Source organism: Micromonospora sp. WMMD754 (genome assembly GCF_049315235.1).
Lineage (GTDB): Bacteria > Actinomycetota > Actinomycetes > Mycobacteriales > Micromonosporaceae > Micromonospora > Micromonospora sediminicola.
Genome location: NZ_CP186058.1, coordinates 2,116,997 through 2,138,223 on the forward strand (window position 1 = coordinate 2,116,997; position 21,227 = coordinate 2,138,223).

Sequence of the window (21,227 nt, forward strand, 5' to 3'; positions counted from 1 at the left end):
GCTAGCCAACCTCGCCCGACGGGTAGGTGCGCAGTTCGACGGTGTTGCCGTCGGGATCGCGGACGTAGATCGAGGTGCCGGTGCCCAGGGCCCCGAAGCGCGGCACCGGCCCGGTCAGCACGGTGAACACGCCCGACTCGACCACCGGCTGCCAGTCGATCGGCTCCACCACCAGGCAGAAGTGGTCCATGGTGGAGCCGCCCGGATCGCCCCGGACCAGGTCGATGATGGTGCCGGCGTCGACGCGTACCGACGGGAAGGGCACCTCCCCGGCGCGCCACCGGTCGACGCGCACCGGGGCCAGCCCGAGCGTGCCGCAGTAGAAGTCGAGGGAGCGTTCGACGTCGCTCACCGTGAGCACCAGGTGGTCGAACCCGGTCACCCGCATCGTCATCAGATCCTCCTGGATCGTGTGGGAACACCGTCGAGCCTGGTCGGAGGCGGGCGCGGGACCAAGCCCCGATCGCACTACCATCGTTGACCGGGAGTCAACGACGGGAGCGCCGGGTGCTGGAGCGGTACGAGATCGAGGCGTTCCTGACCCTGGCCTCCGAGCTGCACTTCGGGCGCACCGCCGAGCGGCTGGGCGTGACCACCGGGCGGATCAGTCACGTGGTGCGCCGGCTGGAACGGCGGATCGGCGCGCCGCTGTTCGAGCGCACCAGCCGGGTCGTCCGGCTCACCCCGATCGGCGCCCGCCTGGCCGAGGAGATGCGCCCGCTGGTGACCGGCATCGAGGAGGCCGTCCAGCGGGCCGTCGACGCCGGTCGCGGGCTCACCGGCGAGCTGCGCGTGGCGTACGTGGGCGAGTCCGCCGCCCCGGTGCTGCTCCGCGCCGTGTCCCGGTTCACCGAACGGCACCCGGACTGCGCGGTGCACGTGCACGAGGCCCCGCTGGCCACCACCCGGTCGAGCCTGGTGGACGGCACGATCGACGTGCTGATCGCCGCGTACCCGTTCGACGGGATGGCGAACGGCCCGGCGCTGCTGCACGAGCGCCGGATGCTCGCGGTGGCCGCGGACCACCCGCTGGCCCGCGCGGAGTCGGTGTCGCTGGAGGTGCTCGGCGACCATCCGGTGGTGCAGTACCCGGCGGTCACGTCGGCCGCGTTCAAGCAGGACCGCACGCCGGACCGGACCCCGGCGGGCCGGCCGGTGCCGAAGGGTCCGGCCGGCGGCACGTTCTCCGAGATGCTCGCGCTGGTGGCGCTGGGCCGCGGGGTCCTGCCGGTCGGCGAGCGGACCCGGCACTACCACGCCCGGCCCGACCTGGCGTACGTGCCGATCCACGACGCGCCGCCGATCCGCCGAGGTCCCGTCTGGCTGGCCAGCAACACCACCACCCGGGTACGCGAGTTCGTCCGCGCCGCGGTCGACGCCAACCCGCTCCCGGCGGCCTGACACCGTCGTACCCGGCTGGCACCATCGGCGGGATGCGGGACGAGATCAGGGCCGTGGTCGAGGAACTGCCGCCGGGCGACGAGTTGGAGGCGCGGCACCGGGAGGCGGCGCTGGCCTGGCTGGCCGGCACGGAGGACATCTTCCGCCGGGCCAAGCCGCGCACCCCGTCGCCGCACCTGGTCGCCTACTTCCTGCTCCGCGACCCGTCCGACGGCGCGGTGCTGCTGGTCGACCACCGCCTCGCCGGGATGTGGCTGCCCAGCGGGGGCCACGTCGAGCCGGGCGAGCACCCGGCCGAGACGGTGCGCCGCGAGCTGCGCGAGGAGTTGGGCGTGCCGGCCGTCTTCGCGCCGCCGTTCGGCGAGCGGCCGGCGTTCCTCACCGTCACCGAGACCGTCGGCCCGCCGGAGCAGCGGCACACCGACGTCAGCCTCTGGTACGTGCTGACCGCCCACCGCGACCAGCGGTTCACCCCCGACCCGGTCGAGTTCCGGGGGGTCCGCTGGTGGACCCCGGCCGAGGTGACCGACGCGCCGGCCGGCACGGTCGAGCCGCACCTCGGCCGGATGCTGGCCAAGCTGGCGGCCGTCGCGGCTTGACCTGTCCCCTGCGGCAGGGCCGAGCGTGGTCCGTGCCGGCCACCGGGGCCGGCACGAGGAGGAGGGCGCCGTGCGGCTGATGACCATCGGGGCGTTCGCCCGTGCGGCCCGGCTGTCGCCCAAGGCGCTGCGGCTCTACGACGACTCCGGCCTGCTGCCGCCGGCGGCGGTGGACCCGCACTCGGGCTACCGCTACTACGCGCCGGAGCAGCTCGGCCGGGCGCGGATGATCGCCGCGCTGCGGCGGGCCGGCATGCCGTTGGCCGAGATCGCGACCGTCTGCGACCTGCCGTCGGGTGCCGCCGCCGAGGCGTTGGACGCCTGGTGGCGGCGGGTCAGCGCGGACACCGCGACCCGCGGCCGGGCGGTCGCGCTCCTCGTCGACCAGCTCACCGAGAGGGGCACCACCATGTCCGACACCCGATTCCGGTACGCCGTGCGGTGCGAGACCGGCACGGTCCGGGACTCCAACGAGGACACCGCGTACGCCGACGACACGCTGCTCGCGGTCGCCGACGGCGTACGCGGTCCGGCCGGGGCCGCCGCGAGCGCCGCCGCGGTGGACGCGCTGCGGTCGCTGGAGCCGGCCGACGCGTCGGCGGCCGACCTGCTCGCCGCGCTGGCCGGGGCGGTGACCCGCGCCGACCGGGCGGTGCGCGGCCACGCCTCCGGCGACGACCGGCCGGCCAGCACGCTCACCGCGCTCGTGCGGCGCGGCACCCGGCTCGTGCTGGCGCACGTCGGGGACAGCCGGGCCTACCTGTTGCGCGGCGGTGAGCTGTCCCGGCTCACCCAGGACCACACGTACGTGCAGACGCTCGTCGACCAGGGTCGGCTCACGCCGGCCGAGGCCGGCGCGCACCCGCGGCGGGCACTGCTGGCCCGGGCGCTCGGCGCGGGCGGCGAGGTCGAGGCGGACCTGGCGGTGCGCACCGCGCTGCCCGGCGACCGCTACCTGCTCTGCTCGGACGGCCTGTCGGCGGTGGTCGACCCCGGGGCGGTGCACGCCGCGCTGGCCGGGGCGGACGACCCGGAGAGCGCCGTCGGGCGCCTGGTCGACCTGGCGTACGCGGCGGGCGCGCCGGACAACATCGCCTGCGTGGTGGCCGACCTGGTGGCCGCGTAGCCGGTCCGACCCGGGTCGGGGTGTCCGACCCGGGTCGTACCCTGGCGCTCATGCGAATTGGCATCGTGATCCTGCCGGACCAGCGCTGGTCCGAGGCGCGCCGGCGGTGGGCGCAGGCCGACGAGTGGGGCTTCGACCACGCCTGGACCTACGACCACCTGGGCTGGCGTGACCTGGTAGACGGGCCCTGGTTCGACTCGTGGACGACGCTGACCGCGGCGGCCACGGTGACCTCCCGGGTCCGGCTGGGCACGCTGGTCGCCTCGCCGAACTTCCGCCACCCGGCGGCGTTCGCCCGCCAGGTGACCGCGCTGGACGACGTCTCCGGCGGCCGGGTGCTGCTCGGGCTGGGCGCCGGCGGCATCGGCTTCGACTCGGCGGTGCTCGGCGGCGAGACGCTGCCACCCCGGCAACGGGTCGACCGGTTCGCCGAGTTCACCGAGCTGCTCGACCTGGTCCTGCGGGAGGACGGCACGACCTGGCGTGGCGAGTGGTTCACCGCGGTCGACGCCCGCAACAACCCCGGCTGCGTGCAGCGGCCCCGGGTGCCGTTCGTGGTCGCCGCCAACGGGCCCCGCTCGATGCGGCTGGTCGCCCGGTTCGGGCAGGGCTGGGTCACCACCGGGCTCGACGGTGACGACCTGGAGGCCTGGTGGGGCACGGTGACGGAGCTGTCCGACCGGATGACGCGGACGCTGGAACAGGCCGGCCGTGACCCGGCGACGCTGGACCGCTACCTCTCCCTCGACTCGGCCCCGGTCTTCTCGCTGAGCAGCGCCGACTTTCTCGCCGAGCAGGTCGCCCGGGCGGCCCGGCTGGGCTTCACCGACGTGGTGACGCACTGGCCGCGCGAGAGCAGTTGGTATGCCGGCGACGAGGCCGTGCTGGTCGAGGCGGCGGCGATGCTGCCGGAGCTGCGCCGCGCCTAGGGACCTCAGGTGCCGACGCTGCCCTCGGTGGAGACCAGGCGGAACCGCAGGCAGACGATCTGGCTGTCGTCGGTGACCGGCGTGCCCAGCCGGGCCCAGTAGGCGCCGTGGCCGGCCCGCCACTCCTCGATCGACCGGTCGCCCTCGCCCTCGGAGCGGGCGAAGTCCCACGGCACGTCGGCGAAGCGCACCACCTCGACGCCGGTCACCTCCACGACGCCGACCAGCGCGTCGTGGTCGTCGACCAGGGCGAGCCGTTCACCGACGTGTTCCAGCTCCTCGTTCTCCTCGGCGTACTCGCCGAGCCGGCCGGCGGTGGCGGTCTTCACACCGGAGAGCACGAGGGTGTTGAGGTCGGCGCGCAGCTCGCCGGGGGTGCCGAGGGCGAGCGCGCGCAGTCCGCCGATCCGGGGCCACATCCTGCCGAGGCTACGGCACGCCCGCCCGCGTCCGGCTCAGATCAGGTGGCCGGCGTAGCCGGGTGCGACCAGCACCCGCTCGTCGCCGGTCGCCTGGTGCGCCTCCAACACCGCGTCGGCCAGCTTCACCACGTGCTCGTCGCCGTGCCGGGCCGCCCGGGCGAACACCTCCGCCGGGTCGACGGATCCGCCGACCGGCGGCGCGGCGGCCGGCGTGGGTGAGGCGTACACCGAGGTCACTGCCGCCGTCGCGGCCCAGGCCGCGGCGACGCTCGGCGCCCGCAGCGCCGGGTCGAGAGCCGGCAGGGTACGCAGCACCGCGGTGGGTGCGGTGACCGCGTGCACCAGCATCACCGGTGCGCCGTGCCCGAACCGCAGGTAGTCCAGCGCGGCCCGGTGCACCACCTGGACGAGCGTGCGGGCGGCCCCGCCCGGGTCGGCCGGCGGGCGCAGCCCGGTCACCGCGCCGGACCATCCGGGTACGTCGGTCAGCCGGCCCAGCCGTTCCCGGATGCCGCCCGTCTGGTCCGGGATCCGGGGCACCGCGGCCAGGGCCGAGGCGGCGTCGGAGCGCCCGGTGAGCGGCCCGGCCCCGGGCACCGGCTGCCATCGGGCCGCCCAGTAGCCGAGCGCCTGCCCCAGCTCGGCCCGGCGCTCCGGCGTCTCCCCGTCCGTACGCAGCACCCGCACGGCGTGCCCGACCCGGATCACACCGTGGGTGGCGCCGGCCGCGATCCCGGGCAGCAGTCGGGGCCACCACTCGCCGAGCACCTCCGTCCACTGCCGTTCCCGCAGCTCGCGGTCGAAGTGGATCAGCCAGTCGCCGGCCCGTTTCGGGTCGCCGAGCGCGGCCCGCCAGTCGTCGATCGGCCGCAGCCCGCGCGGCAGCTCGTCCAGCCGGCGCAGGTAGCCGTCGAGCCAGCGGTGCACGCGTGCGCCCTGCCCGTGCCGGACCAGCGCCTCGGCGGCCATCGGTCCGTGGTTGGAGAGCCAGCCCTCGAACTCGGGGCCGGTGCGGTGCAGTCGGTGGTACGCCTCGTCGAGGATGCCGTCGTCCATCCGGCGATCGTCCGGGTTGAACCTCGCTTGAGGTCAACCCTCGGGCAACCGGTCCCCGTCGAGCAGGGCGCGCAGCCGCAACCGCGCGGCGACCTCGGGCGGGCACGTCGCCACCAGCGCGGCGGTGCCGACGACCACGGCGCCGGCGTCGCGGACCACCCGGTGCAGCGCGTCCAGCTGCGCCCCGGTGTCGACCCAGTCGTCGACCAGCAGCACCCGGTCGCCCGGCTCCAGCCGCCGGTCGTCCACGCCGACGCGCAGCCGCCGGCCGCGGTGGTCCGGTGGCGTCTCGGCCCACCGCATCGCCCCGACCCGGTGCCGCTCCCCACCGTCCTTGTACGCGGGCACGAACCCGGCGCCGGCGGCGACCGCGACCAGCGGGCCGAGCAGCAGCCCGGTCACCTCGGGCGCGACCACCACGGTCGGCCGCGCGTCGGGGACGAGGGCGGCCAGGGCCGGGCCGACCTCGGCGAGCACGGCCGGGTCGCGCCACCAGCCGGAGAGGTCGCTGACGAGGTGGGTGCTGTCCGGTCCGGGGTCGATCCACCGGAACAGCTCGACCAGGCGACGGCTCAGCACGGCACCATCCTGCGGCATGGAGGCCGACCAGCGCACCTTCCGCCGTTCGGCCGAGTGCGGATGGCTTGATCGGCTACACGTACCCGGGTAAATGCGGGCATAGCACCATGATCACGTTGACTTCGGAAGTGCTTCTCTCGTTACGGTCCGGGCCGGTTTGTTCAGTTGACGAAAGGACCGGGCCGGTGGCTGCTAGGCACCTTCGTACCCGCAAGTTCTCCTCGCCCGCCGGCATCGCCGCCACCGCGGCGGTCGGCGTGGTGCTCGCGGTCGGCGGCACCGTCGGCGCCGTGCAGCTCACCTCCGCCGAGCCCTCGGCCGAGCCGGTCGCGGTCGAGGCCGTGCCGAGCACGCCCGCTCCCACCTCGGCCAGCCCGTCGCCGAGCGCGTCGGCCTCGCCGAGCCTCAGCCCGTCGCCGAAGGCCACCCCGAGCCCGACGTCGAGCCGTACGCAGGCGGCGTCCCGGGGCAAGACCCGGACCGCGCCGAAGCCCACGGCGACGAAGAAGACCACCGCCCCCAAGGTGGTGGACAGCGGATCCTGCGGCGCCTCGTTCTACGACGAGGGGCAGATGACCGCGAACGGCGAGACGTTCAACCCGAACGCGCTGACCGCGGCGCACAAGACGCTGCCGTTCGACACGAGGGTCCGGGTCACCAACCCGGCCAACGGCAAGTCGGTCGTGGTCCGGATCAACGACCGTGGCCCGTACATCGACGGTCGGTGCATCGACCTGTCCCGCGCCGCGTTCGCGGCCATCGCCTCGACCGACCTCGGTGAGGTGGACGTCCGCTACGAGGTGCTGGGCTGACCGACCTGTCAGACAGAACTTCCGCGACGGACGGGCCAGGTTCATTCACCGCTTCACGTCCATCAGGCATGCTGTCCGATGTACGCACGCAACCCTTCCAGCCGGGCCACGGCCCGCTGAGCCCCGGATCCCGCGCCGGCCTCGGTGCGGCCCTCGCGCTGCTCGCGATCGTCTCGGCCGCGGAGTTGGCCGACGGCCGGCCGGCGCACTACCTCGCGCTGACCGCCGCCGCGCCCGTCCTCGCCGGAGCGCTGACGTCCTGGCGGGTGGTGCTCGCCGTGGGCGCGCTGGCCACCGCCGCCGGTGTCGCCTTCGCGGTGGTCGAGCGCGGCGCCTCGCTGGTGACCGCGGTCAACGTGGCCACCGTCGCGCTGGTCACCGTGATCGCGGCCGCGACGGCCGCGGTCCGGCAGCGCCAGGCGGAACGGATCAACGAACTGTCCCGGCTCGCCGCGGTCGCCCAGCAGGCGGTGCTGCGCCCGCTCGGCCCGCAGGTCGGCACGCTGGCGGTGGCGGCGCGCTACATCTCCTCCACCGCGACCGCCGAGATCGGCGGCGACCTGTACGAGGTGATGGACACCCCGTACGGCGTCCGCATGATCATCGGCGACGTACGCGGGAAGGGGTTGGACGCGGTCCGGCTCGCCAGCATCGTGCTCGGCTCCTACCGTCACGTGGCGTACGAGCGGGCCGACCTGCGCGCGGTGGTGGCCGACCTGGACCGGGCGGTGGCCCGCAACGTCGGCGACGAGGACTTCGTCACCGCCGCGCTGGTCGAGGAGCGTGGCGGCACCCTCACCATCGTCAACTGCGGGCACCCGCCACCGCTGCTGCTGCGCCGGGGCGCGGTGATCCCGCTGGAGCCGCCGGCGCCCGCACCGCCGCTCGGCTTCATGCCGGTGGTCCGGCCCCGCGTCGAGCGGCTGGAACCGGGTGACCGGCTGCTGCTGTTCACCGACGGGTTGGGCGAGGCGCGGCGGGACGGGGAGTTCTTCCCCACCGCCGACCGGGCGTGGCGGCTGCTCGGCCACGGCACGGTCGGCGACGGGCTCGCCTCGCTGGAGACCGCCCTGGTCGAGTGGGTGCACGGCCGACTCGACGACGACATCGCGCTGGTCCTGATGGAGTACGCGGGCCCGCGCAGCGCCACCGCCGCTCCGGTGCCGAGCTGGGAGGTCGGCGCCGCCGACGGGTGAACCGGAGGTGTGTAATCGCTGTCACTTCCGAGATCGGCTTGTCGATGGCTACCGGTGAGTAATACAGTCTGGAGTTACTGATCGGTAACACCTGTCCGGAAGCGGGGCCAGCGAGCATGACCCACTACAAGAGCAACCTTCGGGACCTCGAGTTCAACCTGTTCGAGGTGTTCGGGGCGGACCGGACGTTCGGCCAGGCGCCGTACACGGACCTGGACGTCGACACCGCCCGCAGTTTCCTCTCGGAGGTCGACCGCCTGGCCCGCGAGGACCTGGCCGCCAGCTACGCGGACAGCGACCGCAACCCGCCGGTCTTCGACCCGGCCACGCACACCGCGCCGCTGCCGGAGTCGTTCAAGAAGTCGTACCAGGCGTTCATGGACTCGGAGTTCTGGCGTCTCGACCTGCCGGAGGCCCTCGGCGGCACGAACGCCCCGCGCGCCCTCTGGTGGTCCCTGGCCGAGCTGGTGCTCGGCGCCAACGCCCCGGTCTGGATGTACGCCTCCGGCCCGTCCTTCGCGCACGTGCTGCACGTCGAGGGCACCGAGGAGCAGAAGACGTGGGCCCGCCTCTTCATCGAGAAGCAGTGGGGCTCGACCATGGTCCTCACCGAGCCGGACGCCGGCTCCGACGTGGGCGCCGGCCGTACCCGCGCGATCCAGCAGCCGGACGGCTCGTGGCACATCGAGGGCGTCAAGCGCTTCATCACCTCCGGTGAGCACGACCTGAGCGACAACATCGTCCACTACGTGCTGGCCCGCCCGGTCGGCGTCGAGGGCGTCGGCGGCCCGGGCACCAAGGGCCTGTCCCTGTTCGTGGTGCCGAAGTTCCACTTCGACGCCGAGACCGGCGAGCTGGGCGAGCGCAACGGCGTCTTCGCCACCAACGTCGAGCACAAGATGGGCCTGAAGGTCTCCAACACCTGCGAGGTGACCTTCGGCGAGCACGGCGTACCGGCCAAGGGCTGGCTGCTGGGCGAGAAGCACGACGGCATCCGGCAGATGTTCATGATCATCGAGTACGCCCGGATGATGGTCGGCACCAAGGCGATCGCCACGCTCTCCACCGGCTACCTGAACGCCCTGGAGTACGCGAAGAACCGGGTGCAGGGCGCCGACCTGATCCAGCAGGCCGACAAGACCGCTCCCCGGGTCACCATCACCCACCACCCGGACGTGCGTCGCTCGCTGCTGATGCAGAAGTCGTACGCCGAGGGCCTGCGCGCGCTGGTCTGCTACACCGCCAGCTGGCAGGACAAGGTCGCGCTCGCCGAGGCGGCCGGTGACGAGAAGGCCACCAAGCTGGCCAAGCGGGTCAACGACCTGCTGCTGCCGCTGGTCAAGGGCGTCGGCTCGGAGCGGGCGTACGAGCTGCTCGGCCACGAGTCGCTGCAGACGTTCGGCGGCTCCGGCTTCCTCCAGGACTACCCCCTGGAGCAGTACGTCCGCGACGCGAAGATCGACACCCTGTACGAGGGCACCACGGCCATCCAGAGCCTCGACCTGATCTTCCGGAAGATCGTCCGAGACAACGGCAAGGCCCTGATGGCGGTCGCCGGCGAGATCCAGGAACACATCACCTCCGAGGCCGGCAACGGCCAGCTCAAGGAGGAGCGGCAGGCGCTGGGCAAGGCGCTCGCCGAGATCCAGAACATCCTCGGTGTGATGACCGGCTGGCTGGGTGAGGCGCAGGGTGGCGACACCCGCGCGCTCTACAAGGTCGGCCTGAGCAGCCGCCGGTTCCTGCTGGCGATCGGCGACCTGGTGGTCGGCTGGCTGCTGCAGAAGCAGGCGGACGTCGCGCTGAAGGCGCTCGCCGGCGAGGTCTCCGCCTCGGACAAGGCGTTCTACACCGGCAAGGTGGCTGCCGCCCGGTTCTTCGCCCGCGAGGTGCTCCCCCGCATCGGCGCCGACCGGCGGATCATCGAGGGCGTCGACCTGGAGATCATGGACCTCCCGGAGGAGGCGTTCTAAGCCCTTCCGGGGTCCTCATCCCCTGAAGCGTCATTCTCCCCCTCACCGACGGCCGGCGGGCGACAGCCCGCCGGCCGTCGGCGTTGCCGGCCCAGGGTGGATAGGCGGCCGGAGGGCGGGTAACCGTCGCGGACCACGACCGGAGCACGCCCAAGGGCCATCGCACGGGGGAGTGCAGCGCACATGGGCATTGGTAGCGCCATCTTTCTCATCGCGCTCGGCGCGATCATGACCTTCGCCATCCGGGCCAACGTCTGGTGGATCGACCTGCGCGCGGTCGGCTGGGTCTTCATCCTCGCCGGGCTGGGCGTCCTGCTGACCACGCTGTGGTTCTGGCAGGACCGACGCAAGCGCGCCCGCACCCTCATCGTGGAGGAGAACCGCCTCTCCCACCCGACCGCGATGATGCCGCCGCCGCCCGACCCGCCCCCGCCGACGGCCCCGCCGTCCTGACGGGCTGCGCCGTCTGGCGTCGGGCTGCGCCGTCTGGCGTGCGCCGTCTCGCGCTGGGGTGCGCTTCCTCGCGCCGGACCGCGTCGGGCCGTCTTGTCCTGCCGGGACGCGCTGTCCACGCCGGCTCTCCGCGCCCGGGCTGCGCCGTCGGGGCTGGGCCGCGACGTGCTCGCGCTGGTTCGGCTGGCTTCCTCGCGCTGGGAGCCCGGTGACTGTCCGTAACCAGCACGGAGGATGCACCGCTAAATAAGCGATATACCGCTGAGTCATAATTATGACTCAGCGGTATATCGGTCTAAATTCACCTGCCGACCTGCCGACCTGCCGACCTGCCGACCTGCCGACCTGCCGACCTGCCGACCTGCCGACCTGCCGACCCAGCCAAGCGAGGCAGCCAAGCGAGGCCAGCCAAGCGGCGAAGGTCGGCGGCGAGCGCGGTCGGCTCCGCGGTGCCGCGGTGGCTGCGGGCTGGGGACCCGCGGTCCGAGTCGACGAGGCCGCGTGGCGGGCAGGTAGCGGCAGCGGCGACCGGGGCCGGCGTCGCTGGCTGCGGTGAGCGGACCGGGACCTGAGCCGCTCAGCCGCGAGCGGTGTGGCGGGCGGTGAGGGGCGCGCGGGTCAGGTCGGCCCAGCGGGTGGTGGGGCGGTGCACCACCAGGTCGGTGGTGCGCAGGCCGTCCGGATCCGCCCGTTCCGGGTCGAGCAGCGCGGAGAGCAGTGAGATACCCGGATTGTGCGCGACGAGCAGCACCGTGCCCGCCGCCGGGTCGACCGCCCGTACCAGGTCCAGCAGTTCGTCCGGGTGCGCCTCGTACGCCGTCGGTTCATAGCGCACCGCGGGCGTGGACCCGGCCGGCCCGCCCTCGGGCGGGGAACCCGTCATGCCCATCGCCACGCCGTGCCAGGTCTGGCGGGTGCGCCGGGCCGGGGAGCAGAGGACCACGTCGGGGAGCAGTTCGTGCCGGGCCAGCCAGGCGCCGGCGGCCGCCGCGTCGGCGTGCCCACGCGCGGTGAGCGACCGCTCCGCGTCCGGGGCGTCCCGCTCCTGCTCGGCCTTGGCGTGCCGCAGCAGCACCAGCGTCCGCTCCCCGTTCCTGCCGTCCGTCATGCGCCCAGCTTGCCTGATTGGCGATCAGAGCGCCTGGGTATGTCGATGTGTGCCGCTACCTCATCCATGGCCGCGGCGGGCAGGAAACGCCAGCAGGACGCCAAGGAGGCGACGTCATGGGCATCGGTGCCAGCATCTTCCTCATCGCGCTCGGCGCGATCTTCGCGTTCGCCATCGACGCCAACCTGGGATGGCTGAACCTCAACGTGGTGGGCTGGGTGCTCATGCTCGCCGGTCTGGCCGGGCTGCTGACCACGCTCTACTTCTGGAACAGCCGCCGCCGGGTGGTGGCCGCGCCGGTGCGCGAGCAGGTCGTCGCCGAGCCGGTCGTGCCGGTGCAGGGCGACCGGGTCGTGCGCGAGGAGTACCGCGAGGTGCGCCGCCCGGGCTCGGGCTACCCGGCCTGACCCCCACAGACCCGAGGGCCCCGCAACGGCGCGGGGCCCTCGTGCGTGTCCGGGGCGCGGTTGCCGGACCGGCTCAGGCGAAGAGCGCGAAGTAGATCGCGATGTGGTGGCAGATCGCCGCGACCAGCGTGCAGGCGTGGAAGAACTCGTGGTGGCCGAAGACGGTGGGCCAGGGGTTCGGCCGGCGCAGCGCGTAGAACACCGCGCCCACGCTGTAGATCGCGCCGCCCACGCTCAGCAGCACCAGCGCGGTCACCCCGCCGCCGTGCAGGATCTGCGGCAGCATGGTCACGGCCACCCAGCCCAGTGCCAGGTAGAGCGGGGCGGAGACCCAGCGCGGCGCGTGCGGCCAGATCAGCTTGACCGCGACGCCGGCCAGCGCGCCGCCCCAGACCAGGGCCAGCATGATCGTGGCGTGCCGGGGGTCCAGCAGCAGGGCGCAGAACGGCGTGTACGTGCCGGCGATGAACACGAAGATCATCGAATGGTCCATCCGGCGCATGATCTGGTACCCGCGCTCGGACCAGACCCGCCGGTGGTAGAGCGCGCTGGTGCCGAAGAGCCCACAGACGGTGAGGCTGTAGATCAGGCAGCTGACCAGCGGCGCCCAGCCGGGGCGGGTGGCCGCGATCGAGCAGAGCACGATGCCGCAGACGAGCGCGGCGAAGAACGCGTAGGCGTGCAGCCAGCCGCGCATGCGCGGCTTTCCGATGTCGACCGGCCGGAGCCGGAGCGGTGCGGAGGTGGTCACCTCATCAGGTTACGACACCGTAGGTTACTTGCAAGTAGTGTGGACCGTCACGTCGGCTGACGCGAGGATGGCCAGATGCGGATCCGGCCCGTCGGGGCGCACGCCCTGCTGCTCGACTGCGACGACGCCGACCAGGTCGAAGCCTGGCGGGCCGAGCTGTGGCACCGGCGGGACGCCGGCGAGCTGACCGCCCGGGAAATCGTCCCGGCGGCCGTCACCGTTCTGCTCGACGGCGTGCCGGACCCGGCGAGCACGGCCGCGCGGATCGCCGGGTGGCGGCCACGGAACACCGTCGGCGGCGCCGACTCCGTCGAGGTCCGGGTGCCCACCGTGTACGACGGGGCGGACCTGCCCGCCGTCGCCGACCACTGGGGCGTCGACGTGCCCGCCGTGGTGGCGCGGCTGCGGCGTACCGAGTTCCGGGTCGCGTTCTGCGGTTTCGCGCCGGGGTTCGCCTACCTCACCGGGCTGCCCCCGGAGTTGGCCGTGCCCCGGCTCGCCACCCCGCGTACCCGGGTGCCGGCCGGCTCGGTCGCGCTCGCCGGCCCGTACGCGGGGATCTATCCCACCGCGTCGCCCGGCGGCTGGCTGCTGGTCGGGCGGACCGACCTGCAGCTGTTCGACGTGCACGCCGACCCGCCGGCCCGGCTCACCCCCGGCACCCGGGTCCGGCTGGTCGAGACCTCATGATCGAGGTGCTGCGGGCCGGCCCGCTCACCACCGTGCAGGACCAGGGCCGACCCGGCTGGGCCCACCTCGGCGTGCCCCGGTCCGGCGCGCTCGACCCGGACGCGCTGCGCCTGGCCAACCGGCTCGTCGGCAACCCCGAGCACGCCGCCGGCCTGGAGATCACCCTGACCGGCTGCGTGCTGCGCGTCACCCGGGCGGTCACCGTCGCGCTCACCGGCGCTCCCGCCGACGTTCTGGTCGAGTGGCCGCCGACCGGCCCGGCCACCGTGCCCGGGCCGATGGCCGCCGACCGCCGCACCGACCGCGGGACCGTCGAGGCCCGAGCCCAGGTGACGGCGGGTACGCGACGGCCCGCTCACATGACGGCGGGTACGCGACGGCCCGGTGACGTGGGTCGGCTGCTGGCACTGCCCGCCGGGGCGGTGCTGCGGGTCGGCCCGGCTCGCGCCGGGGTGCGGACCTGGCTCGCGGTCAGCGGCGGGATCGCGGTCGAGCCGGTGCTCGGCAGCCGGGCCACCGACACGCTCTCCGGGCTCGGCCCGCCGCCGCTGCGCGACGGCGACCGGCTGCCGCTGGGCACGCCGGCCGGACCGCCGGCCCCGGTCGACCTCGTCGTCACCCGGCCGGCGCCGGCCGAGGTGCGGCTTGCCGTGCGCCCCGGCCCCCGGCAGGACTGGTTCACCCCGGACGCGTTCGACCTGCTGTGCCGCAACGCGTACACGGTGGGTCCGGACAGCAACCGGGTCGGCGCGCGGCTGGCCGGCGCGGCCCTGCCCCGCGCGGTGGCCGGCGAACTGCCCAGCGAGGGCCTGGTGCTCGGCGCGGTGCAGGTGCCGCCGGACGGCCAGCCGCTGGTCTTCCTCGCCGACCACCCCACCACCGGCGGCTACCCGGTCATCGGGGTGGTGGACGACGTGACAGCGCTCGCCCAGGCCCGCCCAGGGACTACGGTGAGGTTCCATGGACCTCAACGCTGACCTGGGTGAGGGATTCGGCAGCTGGCGGCTCGGCGACGACGAGGCGCTGCTCGGCCTGATCAGCTCCGCCAACGTGGCCTGCGGCTTCCATGCCGGCGACGCGGCCACCATGCACCGGGTCTGCGCCGCCGCCGCCGAACGTGGTGTCGCGGTCGGCGCGCAGGTCGGCTACCGGGACCTCGCCGGCTTCGGCCGGCGGCACATCGCCTACGACTTCGCCGAGCTGCGCGACGAGACGATCTACCAGCTCGGCGCGCTGGACGCGTTCTGCCGGCTGTACCGCACCCGGGTGCGCTACCTGAAACCGCACGGCGCGCTCTACCACGCGGCGGCGTGCGACGAGGCGCAGGCCGCCGCGCTGGTGGCGGCGATCAGCGGGTACGACCACGAGCTGCCGGTGCTCTGCCAACCCGGCACGGTGCTCGCCCAGCTCGCGGCCGGCGCCGGCCTGCGGGTGGTGGCCGAGGGCTTCGCCGACCGCAACTATCTGCCGAACGGGACGCTGGTGCCCCGCAGCGCCCCGAACGCGTTGGTGACCGACCCGGACCAGGTCGCCGTCCGGGCGGTGCGGATGGCGGTCGAGCGGACCGTGGTCGCCGTCGACGGCAGCGTGGTCCCCTGCCCGGTCGAGTCGATCTGCCTGCACGGGGACACGCCGGGGGCGGTGCGGTGCGCGGAGCTGGTGCGCGCCGCGCTCATCGACGCGGGGGTCACGCTCACTCCGTTCGCGTGAAAGGAGGGGCCCCCTGTTAACGCATTCTGCATAACAAGGGGCCCCTCCCAACACTCGTCAGGTCAGGACTCGTCCAGGCCGCGTAGCACCAGCGGCAGACGGGCGGCGCCACCGGCCACCACCCGCACCGGTACGCCCCAGTCCTGCCGGGTCAGGTGGCAGGCGGCGTGCTCGACGTCCGCGTCGCACGTCGCCGCCTGGGCGGTCACCTGCAACACGCCCTGCGCCACGTCCCCGCTGACCACCAGCCGGCGGGACAGGTCGGTGGTCGTGCCCGCACCCTCCACCAGCAGTTCCGGCGGGGACGCCGACACCACCAGGCGGGTCGACGGCCCGTACGTCTCGTCGAGCTTCTGCCCCGGCGACGGCGTGAAGATCACGTCGAGCGTCAGCTCGCCCGCGGTCACGTCCGTGGGTCTGCGCTCCAGCCGGTGGCGCGGGCCCTGTACCGTGTTCGCGCCCGCCGCGGTCAACGCGCCCGGCGCCAGCCGGGTCAGCCGGTGCGCGGCCGACTCGACCACCAGCACCTCGCCGTCGGCGGTGAGCACCAGGTCGCTCGGCTCGGCCAGCCCGTCGGCCACGGTGCCCACCTGCCCGGTCTCCGGGTCGAAGCGACGCACCGCGCCGTTGTACGTGTCCGCGATCAGGACCGAACCGTCGGGCAGCGCGCACACCCCCAGCGGATGTTGGAGCAGCGCCTGGTCGGCCGGGCCGTCGACGTGCCCGAAGTCGAACAGGCCCTGGCCCACGGCGGTGTGCATCTCGCCGGCCTCGACCCAGCGGATCGCGCTGGTCTCGCTGTCGGCGATCCAGAGCCGGGCGCCGTCGGCCGAGACGGCGAGCCCGGACGGCTGCGCCATCCAGACGTCCGGCAGCGGCCCGTCCCGCAGCGCCTCGACCGTGGTACCGGCGTACATGCCGGCGGTCCGCTTGATCGGGTCGAACCACCAGAGCTGGTGGATGCCGGCCATCGCCACGACCACCCGGTCGTCGTACCAGGCCACGTCCCAGGGGGAGGAGAGGTCGACCGAGCGCGCGTCGTGGGCGTGGTCGTCGACCGTCGAGCGCCACTGCCGCCCGGTGCCGGCCACGGTGACCACCTCGCCGGTCTCCAGCCGTACGCCGCGCAACAGGTGGTTGACCGTGTCCGCGACGACCAGGTCGTAGCCGGCGACCTCGGCCACGTGCGGCGGCAGCAGGCACAGGCCCTGCGGCTCGGCGAACGTCGCGCCCTCCGCCGGGCCGTCGGTGCGGCCACGGGTGCCGGTGCCGATCCGGCGGACCACCGTCTCCGCGTCCGGGGCCAGCTCGACCACTGAGTGTCGGGCGGAGTCCGAGACCAGCAGGTTGCCGCCGTCGAGCGGCACGGCCTTGCCGGGGAAGCGCAGCGCCGTCTCCGGCTCGGCCGGCGGTACGTACGGGCCCTCGCCCCGGTGCAGCGTGCCCTTCGCCTCGTGCGTGGCGATCAGGTCGTCGACCAGCCGGGCCAGGCCCTCGGCGTGCCCCTCACCGGCCATCGTGGCGACCACGTAGCCCTCGGGGTCGACCACCGACAACGTCGGCCACGCCTTGGCGGCGTACTGCTGCCACATGTCCATCTCGGGGTCGTCGAGCACGGGGTGGTGCACGCCGTACCGCTCGACGGCCGCGGCCAGCGCGTCCGGGTCCTTCTCGTGCTCGAACTTCGGCGAGTGCACCCCGATCACGACCAGCACGTCGCCGTACTTCTCCTCGAGCGGGCGCAGCTCGTCGAGCACGTGCAGGCAGTTGATGCAGCAGAACGTCCAAAAATCGAGGACGACTATACGACCTCGAAGGTCCCGCAATGTCAGATTTCGTCCGCCTGTGTTGAGCCAGGCTCGGCCGCGAAGTTCGGGCGCTCGTACGCGGGGCGAGGTAGCCATGTGCCAACCCTCCCACGGCGTTGCCGAGGGAGGCGCGGGGGATCGGTCAACGTGATGCGGCGAACGGCAGCGGATCAGGCGGTGTCACGGCCCGAGACACCTACAGGACTATGAGAAGAGGCCTCGGAACGTCACTCGTGACGCCTTCCGCAACTCGCCCTGCCCTTCGCGGCGCTCCCCCTGCCCAGGACGCAAAAGACCTGCCCGGTCGGGTGCCATGCTGGCGGTGTGAGTGAGCTGACCCGGGACGAACTGCTTGCCCTCCTGCGCGTTGTCATGCCGATTCAGGCCGAGGTGATGCTGAACCGGCTCGGCGACAAGGCGGTGCGGAAGATGGCCGACGCCTTCGGCGACTTCGAAGAGCTGTCTTCGGTAGCGCCGGACTCCGCTCGCGTCATGCAAGGGCTCGAAAGGCTCAACCACCGCTTGCGGCTGGCGATGGGTGAGGCGGTGCTACCGGACGATGCCCGGCCACTCAGGTGACCGGGCATCGCGTTCAGCTCGGGGTTACCGCTGGCGGAGTTCCCCGCTGCCGCCCGAGGCGGACAGGGACGCCCCAGTGAACGGACGCACACCGGGCAACGCGGAGCGCCCGCCCCGGCTGGGGACGGGCGCTCCGGGAGTACGGGTTACTGACCGGCCGGCTTCAGGCAGAGCACCCGGTTGGTGCCGCCGCCCTGGAGGTCGACAGTGGGCTGGGACAGGTCCGCGCACTTGTCCTTGTTGTCCACCTTCGACACCACGGTGAACGCGCCCTGCTCGCCGCAGTCCGCGGCCACCGCGCTCTGCCCCGACTGCTTGATGCAGGAGCCGACCGCCGGGTCGAAGCCCGCCGGCTTGTCGTCACCCACCTTGCCGAGCAGGGTGAGCAGGCCGAGCGGCACGGCGAGGATGAGCACGGCCGCGACCAGCACGGCGGCCAGCACCCGGCCGTTGCGCACCTTCGGCGTGGGCGCCTCGGTCTTCGGCTCGGCCTCCGGCTTGAACGCGTCGAACCGGCCCTGGTCCTGATCTCCGGACGGACCGTCGGGGGACCAGGCCGGCGGGGCCTGCTGCGGCGGCGGCGGGAACGCGGGCGGGAAGCCGCCCGGCTCGCCGCCCTGACCGGGCACCGCGACCGAGGCGCGTCCACCGGCCGGCGGGCCGTAGCCGTCCTGCGGCCCGCCGAACGGGTCGGGACGCCCACCGGGGCCGCCGAACGGATCCTGCTGGCCTCCGGGACCGCCGTACAGGTCCTGGTTGCCGTACGGGTTCTGCGGACCGCCGGTGCCGCCGAACGGGTCGCGCGGGCCGCCGGGCTGCTCGCCGTGCGGGTGGACGCCGTTGGCGGGACGGTCGTTGCCGGGTGGGTCGACGAAGGACGGTACGCCCATCGGGAAGGGCGGCGGGGCGGCCGGTGACGATTGCGGCGCGTCGGCGTATCCGTGCGGCCCGTCGTCGTCCGGCCGCGACTGCGGCCCGGCGAACCCGGACGGACCGTCCTGCCGCGGGCCGTCCGGCCCGGGGTAGCCGGACCGGTCGTCCTGCCGCGGGAACCCGGGACGGTCGTCGTGTCCGGGGAACCCGGGACGGTCGTCCTGCCCGGGGAACCCGGAGCGGTCGTCGTGTCCGGCGAACCCGGAGCGGTCGTCGTGTCCGGCGAACCCGGGACGGTCGTCCTGCCCCGGGAAACCGGGACGGTCGTCGGGCCCGGCGAAGCCGCGCGCGTCGTCCGGGCGGGACTGCGGGCCGCCGAAGGCGGGTGCCTCGTCCGCCTCGGGAGTCTCGTCGGGCTCCGGTCGGGCCGGCCGGCCGTACACCCGGGGCTGCGGCGCCGGTGCGCCGGTCGGGTGCAGGGGCTGGTCGGACGGCGGGGTGACCCGGCTGGTCATCGGCACCGACGCGCTGGCCGAGACCGGGCCGGACTCGGGCGACGTACGCGGGCCCGGCACGGCCGGGCCGGCGGGCGACTGCGGCTCCTCGTGCCCGGGGCGGGCCGCGCCCCAGCCGGCGTCACCGTGCTCCGGCTCGTACGCCTGGGGTTCGCGCTCGGCCGGTGCGTAGGGCGCGGCCGGGTGGTCGGCGGGCGGCGAGGCTGCCAAAGCCGCGCCCGGCACCCGCCGCTGCTCCTGGGCGGGCAGCGGCACCGCGTTGCCGGCGGAGATGCCCGGCGCGGGCGCCGGCTGGTAGACCGGCGCGCTCTCGGGCTGCCAGCCCGGCGACGCCGCCTGACCGCTCTCGTCGGCCCGTCCCCAGGCCTCGTCCGGCGACCACGGCTCAGCGTCCGGCACGGCCGGGCGCTCGGCGCCGCGCTCGTCCTGGTGGCCGCGCCGGCCGTCCGGCTCCGGTACGGACACGCTGGCCCGGGCCGACGACTCGGCGGCGGCTCCCCAGGCCGGCTGCGCCGGCTCGTCGGTCGGCCGCTCGGGCTCACGCTGCTGCGGCACGGCGGAGGCGCCGCTCCACCCGCCGGCGGAGCGGGACTGCTGCTCCGGACCGCCCCAGGCCCCCGGCTGCGGTGCTTCGGCCCGGCCGCCGGCGGCCCAGCCGCCGGAGCGGTCCGGGTCGTCGTCGCGGGTGGACTCGTCCCAGCCACCGGACCGGCTCTCGGCCTGCGGAGCGGGCCATCCACCGGAGCGGTGCGGGTCGTCCTCGGCGCCGGTCGGGCGGTTGTCCTGGTCGGACTGCTCCTGGTTGGACCAGGCGTCGGGCCGGGCGGTGCCGGGCACGGAGACCTTGGCGGCGGCACGGGCGGGCGGCTCGGCGGGCGGCCAGGTCGCGCCGGTTTGCGGGCCCGGCGGGGTCCAGGCCGGCTGGCTGTCGCGGGGCGTCCAACCGCCGGAGCGGTGCGGGTCGTCGCCGGCGGGCTGCTCGTCGCGCGGCGTCCAGCCGCCCGAGCGGTGCGGGTCGTCCGGCTGGGCGGCGGCGCCGACGGCCCAGCCGCCGGAGCGGCCCGGGTCGTCGTCCTGCTGCCCGGCGCCCGGGGTGAACCCGCCGGAGCGGTGCGGGTCGTCAGCGCCGGCCGGGGTGGCCCAGGACTCGTTCGGCACGGTGGCCGGGGCCGGGACGTAGCCGGTGCCGCGGGCACCCGCGTCGCCGGACTGGGCCCACGCCGGCTGCTCGCCGGAGGATCCGCCGGCGTTCCACGTGGGACTGTTCTGCTCGGTGGCCCAGGCCGGGGGCGCCGGCTCGGCGGGACCGCTCGGTGGCGCGGCGGCCCATGCCGGCGGCGCCGGTTCGGTGGACCGCTCCGGGCCGGGCTGCTCGGGCGTGGCCCACGTCGGGTTGCCCGGGCCGGACGCGGCCCAGGCCGGCACGCCCTGCTCGGGGGCCCCCCAGGCGGGCTGCTGGCCCCGGCCGCCCTGGTCGGCGGGCGGCGGAACCTGGGCGCTGGCCCGGCCGCTGACCGGCTGGCCCGGGGGCGGGCCCCAGGCGGGTGGCTGGTCGTCGGGCGCGGCCCAGGCGGGGGCCGGCTGGGTGGGCCGACCGGCCGGCGGGGGCGGGGCCCAGCCGAGGTCGGACGACCCGTTGTACCCGTTGTCCTGCTGCGCCGGCTGATCGCCGTACGGCACCGGTCCGCCGGTGCCCGGCGACACCTCGCCCGGCTCCTGGCCGGGGCGGTGCGGAGCCTCGGACGTCATGGGTGCGCCTCCTCCATCACAGGTCGGCCGCCGATGCCGGTCGGGAACCGTCGGCATGGCCACCGGCGTCGCCGGCGGGTACCGGCCGTGCGGGCTCCCCGCACCGTATCCGGTGGTCGCCCGAAGGCGCTCGGGGGAGCCTCAGCCGCCACCGAGAGTCACCGGGCGACGTCGATGGGTTTCGCTTCTCGCGTCGGTCCGGAGGCAGTCGGTTGGCGACCGTGCCAACCGTACCGGGCGGTGCGGCGGGGTGGAATCCCGGTGCCGACCGACCCCGGATACGCCGAAGACCCGCCCGGCGTGCCGGGCGGGTCTTCGGACTGGAGGAGGTGAGAAAGGTCGGTGGCGTCAGCTCATGTGACGCTGGGCGATGGCGAGAAGCTCGTTCCGGACCGCGGGCGAGTTGGCGGAACGCAGGGCGTGCTCGATGGCACGGGCCCGGCGGTTGGCGTCGCGGCGGGTGCGGATTCGCTCGATCATGCTCATCTTGG

Annotated in this window: 21 protein-coding genes and 1 pseudogene; 13 read left to right on the top strand and 9 right to left on the bottom strand. The window is 74.5% G+C overall.

Translation table 11 applies throughout. From position 1 onward, the window contains the following. Position 1 precedes the first annotated feature (1 nt). A complete protein-coding gene (locus tag ACN27B_RS10215) occupies positions 2–394 on the bottom strand; it encodes a VOC family protein (RefSeq protein ID WP_253866062.1) in 393 nt (130 codons plus the stop codon). A gap of 113 nt (positions 395–507) precedes the next feature. On the opposite strand from ACN27B_RS10215, the gene ACN27B_RS10220 reads away from it, so the two are divergent. The 4 genes from ACN27B_RS10220 (at position 508) to ACN27B_RS10235 (ending at position 4,055) form a co-directional block, all read left to right on the top strand. Then, positions 508–1,401, top strand: coding sequence for a LysR family transcriptional regulator (locus ACN27B_RS10220; protein ID WP_422744636.1), 894 nt, complete (start codon positions 508–510; stop codon positions 1,399–1,401). Positions 1,402–1,433: 32 nt separating this feature from the next. Continuing rightward, on the top strand, positions 1,434–2,000 hold the full coding sequence (locus ACN27B_RS10225; protein ID WP_422744638.1) for an NUDIX hydrolase: 567 nt from the start codon (positions 1,434–1,436) through the stop codon (positions 1,998–2,000). A gap of 70 nt (positions 2,001–2,070) precedes the next feature. Continuing rightward, entirely contained in the window at positions 2,071–3,126 is a 1,056-nt protein-coding gene (locus tag ACN27B_RS10230; protein ID WP_422744640.1) for a MerR family transcriptional regulator, read from the top strand. Positions 3,127–3,176: 50 nt separating this feature from the next. Continuing rightward, positions 3,177–4,055 carry an LLM class flavin-dependent oxidoreductase gene (locus ACN27B_RS10235; RefSeq protein ID WP_281589229.1) on the top strand — a complete coding sequence of 293 codons (879 nt, stop codon included), beginning with the start codon at positions 3,177–3,179 and terminating at the stop codon, positions 4,053–4,055. A gap of 5 nt (positions 4,056–4,060) precedes the next feature. Here the strand turns inward: ACN27B_RS10235 and ACN27B_RS10240 are convergent, their stop codons facing one another. Genes ACN27B_RS10240 through ACN27B_RS10250 form a run of 3 tightly spaced genes read right to left on the bottom strand, consistent with a single transcriptional unit; the run spans position 4,061 to position 6,130 of the window. After that, a complete protein-coding gene (locus ACN27B_RS10240) occupies positions 4,061–4,474 on the bottom strand; it encodes an ASCH domain-containing protein (protein WP_396824577.1) in 414 nt (137 codons plus the stop codon). 36 nt (positions 4,475–4,510) lie between these two features. Next, entirely contained in the window at positions 4,511–5,533 is a 1,023-nt protein-coding gene (locus ACN27B_RS10245; protein WP_422744643.1) for a hypothetical protein, read from the bottom strand. Positions 5,534–5,566: 33 nt separating this feature from the next. Beyond that, positions 5,567–6,130 (bottom strand): phosphoribosyltransferase family protein, encoded by a 564-nt coding sequence (locus ACN27B_RS10250; RefSeq protein ID WP_172967879.1) that lies wholly within the window; start codon positions 6,128–6,130, stop codon positions 5,567–5,569. Positions 6,131–6,297: 167 nt separating this feature from the next. Here ACN27B_RS10250 and ACN27B_RS10255 point away from each other — a divergent pair, with 167 nt between their 5' ends. The 4 genes from ACN27B_RS10255 (at position 6,298) to ACN27B_RS10270 (ending at position 10,546) form a co-directional block, all read left to right on the top strand. Beyond that, positions 6,298–6,924: a septal ring lytic transglycosylase RlpA family protein gene (locus tag ACN27B_RS10255; protein WP_422744645.1), complete on the top strand. Its 627-nt coding sequence runs from the start codon at positions 6,298–6,300 to the stop codon at positions 6,922–6,924. Between the two features lie 68 nt (positions 6,925–6,992). Further along, a complete protein-coding gene (locus ACN27B_RS10260; protein WP_396824573.1) occupies positions 6,993–8,120 on the top strand; it encodes a PP2C family protein-serine/threonine phosphatase in 1,128 nt (375 codons plus the stop codon). A 116-nt stretch (positions 8,121–8,236) separates the two neighbouring features. Further along, positions 8,237–10,093: an acyl-CoA dehydrogenase gene (locus ACN27B_RS10265; RefSeq protein WP_091565991.1), complete on the top strand. Its 1,857-nt coding sequence runs from the start codon at positions 8,237–8,239 to the stop codon at positions 10,091–10,093. A gap of 183 nt (positions 10,094–10,276) precedes the next feature. Continuing rightward, positions 10,277–10,546, top strand: a complete 270-nt coding sequence (locus tag ACN27B_RS10270; protein ID WP_013283345.1) for a DUF6458 family protein — start codon at positions 10,277–10,279, stop codon at positions 10,544–10,546. A 577-nt stretch (positions 10,547–11,123) separates the two neighbouring features. On the opposite strand, the gene ACN27B_RS10275 is transcribed toward ACN27B_RS10270, so the two are convergent. Next, the gene (locus ACN27B_RS10275; RefSeq protein ID WP_091565985.1) at positions 11,124–11,654 is read right to left on the bottom strand and encodes a SixA phosphatase family protein; all 531 of its coding nucleotides are present in this window, start codon (positions 11,652–11,654) and stop codon (positions 11,124–11,126) included. Between the two features lie 116 nt (positions 11,655–11,770). On the opposite strand from ACN27B_RS10275, the gene ACN27B_RS10280 reads away from it, so the two are divergent. Beyond that, the gene (locus ACN27B_RS10280) at positions 11,771–12,061 is read left to right on the top strand and encodes a DUF6458 family protein (protein WP_091565981.1); all 291 of its coding nucleotides are present in this window, start codon (positions 11,771–11,773) and stop codon (positions 12,059–12,061) included. Positions 12,062–12,134: 73 nt separating this feature from the next. Here the strand turns inward: ACN27B_RS10280 and trhA are convergent, their stop codons facing one another. Next, a complete protein-coding gene (gene trhA / locus ACN27B_RS10285; protein ID WP_099163114.1) occupies positions 12,135–12,812 on the bottom strand; it encodes a PAQR family membrane homeostasis protein TrhA in 678 nt (225 codons plus the stop codon). Positions 12,813–12,887: 75 nt separating this feature from the next. Between trhA and ACN27B_RS10290 the strand changes: the two genes are divergently transcribed. From ACN27B_RS10290 to ACN27B_RS10300, 3 genes and pseudogenes are all read left to right on the top strand, one after another. Next, complete coding sequence (locus tag ACN27B_RS10290; protein WP_422744649.1) at positions 12,888–13,502, top strand: 5-oxoprolinase subunit B family protein; 615 nt, start codon at positions 12,888–12,890, stop codon at positions 13,500–13,502. Continuing rightward, positions 13,499–14,479: pseudogene (locus tag ACN27B_RS10295) on the top strand (biotin-dependent carboxyltransferase family protein); the annotation flags it as partial. The gene ACN27B_RS10290 and the pseudogene ACN27B_RS10295, both read left to right, overlap by 4 nt. Then, the gene (locus ACN27B_RS10300) at positions 14,463–15,212 is read left to right on the top strand and encodes a LamB/YcsF family protein (RefSeq protein WP_098744178.1); all 750 of its coding nucleotides are present in this window, start codon (positions 14,463–14,465) and stop codon (positions 15,210–15,212) included. The pseudogene ACN27B_RS10295 and the gene ACN27B_RS10300, both read left to right, overlap by 17 nt. Before the next feature lie 62 nt (positions 15,213–15,274). On the opposite strand, the gene ACN27B_RS10305 is transcribed toward ACN27B_RS10300, so the two are convergent. Further along, positions 15,275–17,116, bottom strand: a complete 1,842-nt coding sequence (locus tag ACN27B_RS10305) for an NHL domain-containing thioredoxin family protein (protein WP_099163112.1) — start codon at positions 17,114–17,116, stop codon at positions 15,275–15,277. A 228-nt stretch (positions 17,117–17,344) separates the two neighbouring features. On the opposite strand from ACN27B_RS10305, the gene ACN27B_RS10310 reads away from it, so the two are divergent. Further along, positions 17,345–17,599 carry a hypothetical protein gene (locus ACN27B_RS10310; RefSeq protein WP_422744652.1) on the top strand — a complete coding sequence of 85 codons (255 nt, stop codon included), beginning with the start codon at positions 17,345–17,347 and terminating at the stop codon, positions 17,597–17,599. 146 nt (positions 17,600–17,745) lie between these two features. Here the strand turns inward: ACN27B_RS10310 and ACN27B_RS10315 are convergent, their stop codons facing one another. Both ACN27B_RS10315 and ACN27B_RS10320 read right to left on the bottom strand, forming a co-directional pair. Further along, the gene (locus ACN27B_RS10315; protein ID WP_422744654.1) at positions 17,746–20,736 is read right to left on the bottom strand and encodes an LppU/SCO3897 family protein; all 2,991 of its coding nucleotides are present in this window, start codon (positions 20,734–20,736) and stop codon (positions 17,746–17,748) included. 348 nt (positions 20,737–21,084) lie between these two features. After that, positions 21,085–21,222, bottom strand: a complete 138-nt coding sequence (locus ACN27B_RS10320) for a hypothetical protein (protein ID WP_172967877.1) — start codon at positions 21,220–21,222, stop codon at positions 21,085–21,087. Positions 21,223–21,227 lie beyond the last annotated feature (5 nt).

Bases quoted from the DNA above. Each gene is read 5' to 3' on its own strand.
- ACN27B_RS10215 (WP_253866062.1), bottom strand. From the start codon at position 394: ATGACGATGCGGGTGACCGGGTTCGACCACCTGGTGCTCACGGTGAGC.
- ACN27B_RS10225 (WP_422744638.1), top strand. From the start codon at position 1,434: ATGCGGGACGAGATCAGGGCCGTGGTCGAGGAACTGCCGCCGGGCGAC.
- ACN27B_RS10235 (WP_281589229.1), top strand. From the start codon at position 3,177: ATGCGAATTGGCATCGTGATCCTGCCGGACCAGCGCTGGTCCGAGGCG.
- ACN27B_RS10240 (WP_396824577.1), bottom strand. From the start codon at position 4,474: ATGTGGCCCCGGATCGGCGGACTGCGCGCGCTCGCCCTCGGCACCCCC.
- ACN27B_RS10245 (WP_422744643.1), bottom strand. From the start codon at position 5,533: ATGGACGACGGCATCCTCGACGAGGCGTACCACCGACTGCACCGCACC.
- ACN27B_RS10250 (WP_172967879.1), bottom strand. From the start codon at position 6,130: ATGCCGCAGGATGGTGCCGTGCTGAGCCGTCGCCTGGTCGAGCTGTTC.
- ACN27B_RS10260 (WP_396824573.1), top strand. From the start codon at position 6,993: ATGCTGTCCGATGTACGCACGCAACCCTTCCAGCCGGGCCACGGCCCG.
- ACN27B_RS10265 (WP_091565991.1), top strand. From the start codon at position 8,237: ATGACCCACTACAAGAGCAACCTTCGGGACCTCGAGTTCAACCTGTTC.
- ACN27B_RS10270 (WP_013283345.1), top strand. From the start codon at position 10,277: ATGGGCATTGGTAGCGCCATCTTTCTCATCGCGCTCGGCGCGATCATG.
- ACN27B_RS10275 (WP_091565985.1), bottom strand. From the start codon at position 11,654: ATGACGGACGGCAGGAACGGGGAGCGGACGCTGGTGCTGCTGCGGCAC.
- ACN27B_RS10280 (WP_091565981.1), top strand. From the start codon at position 11,771: ATGGGCATCGGTGCCAGCATCTTCCTCATCGCGCTCGGCGCGATCTTC.
- ACN27B_RS10290 (WP_422744649.1), top strand. From the start codon at position 12,888: ATGCGGATCCGGCCCGTCGGGGCGCACGCCCTGCTGCTCGACTGCGAC.
- ACN27B_RS10300 (WP_098744178.1), top strand. From the start codon at position 14,463: ATGGACCTCAACGCTGACCTGGGTGAGGGATTCGGCAGCTGGCGGCTC.
- ACN27B_RS10305 (WP_099163112.1), bottom strand. From the start codon at position 17,116: ATGGCTACCTCGCCCCGCGTACGAGCGCCCGAACTTCGCGGCCGAGCC.
- ACN27B_RS10315 (WP_422744654.1), bottom strand. From the start codon at position 20,736: ATGACGTCCGAGGCTCCGCACCGCCCCGGCCAGGAGCCGGGCGAGGTG.
- ACN27B_RS10320 (WP_172967877.1), bottom strand. From the start codon at position 21,222: ATGAGCATGATCGAGCGAATCCGCACCCGCCGCGACGCCAACCGCCGG.